The following is a 1,416-nucleotide window of genomic DNA, read 5'->3' as shown; positions in this document are numbered from 1 at the left end:
CTGGTATCGTTGCTGATTGCTGTAATGATCGTCTGGGCCGTTGCTGATTGTGTTACCGATGCCGGATTGTCCGCATTGGCAACAAGTATATCTCCCACAACCTGAACATAACTCTTCACTGTATCGCAGTTGAGCGCATGGTCGTTGTCGCAGATCGTGTATTCCACTTCGTAGCTTCCTGATGCTGTGCCCGAAGCTACTGTTATCGTTTTGTCTGTATTCAGCGTAAGTCCTGCCGGAAGCGTGCTTACCAATGTGAAAGTCACTTCGCCTGCGCCTGTTCCTACTGTTACCGGTGTTCCGTTCAGCGTATCGTTTGCTGTAAGCGAAATTGTAGTTCCGCCGTTGTTGCTGTTGATCGCTGTCGTGGTTTCAGTCACTGCGTCGATTACAGGTCTTTCAATTACTATCTCTACTGTTGCAGAATCGCAAACACTTGTATTTGCAGACATACAAATAGTATAAGTAATTAAATGTGTTCCCGCAAGAGTATTTGGAGCAACTGTTATTGTTCCGTTTGAATTAAAAACAATTCCTGTTGGAAGTGTACTTGTTGAAACAGTAACATCAGTTGGTAAAAATGCAGTTCCATTTATTTTATCGTTAGCAAAAACAGTTGCAATTGTTCCGCCTGCCGCTCCATTTATTGCCGATGGAGTATCGTCTTCTGCACAAATGTAATTTGAAATTGTTACGTTTGAAGAAGCTGTCGATTGACATCCTAAAGAGTTTGTAACTGTATAATTATAAGTGTTACCAGCAATTAAACCAGTAATTGTTGTTGAAGTCGTATTTCCAGATATATTTCCAGGATTAATAATCCATGATCCTGTTGGCAAACCACTTAATTCAACACTAGCAGTTGAAGTTAAGCAAGTTGGCTGTGTTATTAGCCCAACTATTGGACTTGTAACATTAATTACTGTCAATTGAAGTTCCTGGTCTGCTGCACATCCGTTGTTGTATATCGGGTAAATTCCGCCCAGAGTATAATCAACCGAGTTAACCGTCCATTTATAGGTATCGCCTGAGCAGATCGTCACTATCGTGACAACTTTCGAAGGTTTTGGAGTTATGGTAACAGTCACTGCCGTCCTAGCACTTTCACAGCTATTTGTAGTCTGGCTTACATAATAAATCCCATCAATAAGTGTTTCTGTTCCTAAATATAATGTCCCTCCCGAAGACGCATTGTACCATTTTAAATTACTTCCCACTGCAACTAAATCATTAACAACTTTGGCATCAACTGCACAAAATGTTTGAGATGAAGCCGACGGTGCCGACGGCGCTGTTTTAGGTGCGGCCGTTCCAGATCCTGAAGCGCTTGTACACCCGTTTACGGTCTGGGTAACGGTATAAGTTGCCGGAGCTGAAACCGTAATGGATGAAGTTGTCTCTCCAGTGCTCCACAAT

The 1,416-nt window shown here is 42.4% G+C and carries 1 protein-coding gene; it reads right to left on the bottom strand.

Annotated features, from left to right (window positions below; genetic code table 11):
- Positions 1-1,416: hypothetical protein (locus RB619_RS21030; protein ID WP_308101069.1), on the bottom strand; the 1,416-nt coding region annotated here is incomplete at both ends.

Source organism: Flavobacterium sp. LHD-80 (assembly GCF_030929605.1).
In the GTDB taxonomy this organism is placed as follows: domain Bacteria; phylum Bacteroidota; class Bacteroidia; order Flavobacteriales; family Flavobacteriaceae; genus Flavobacterium.
Note: the sequence above shows the minus strand (reverse complement) of the source record. Positions and strands in the feature narration are given on the sequence as shown.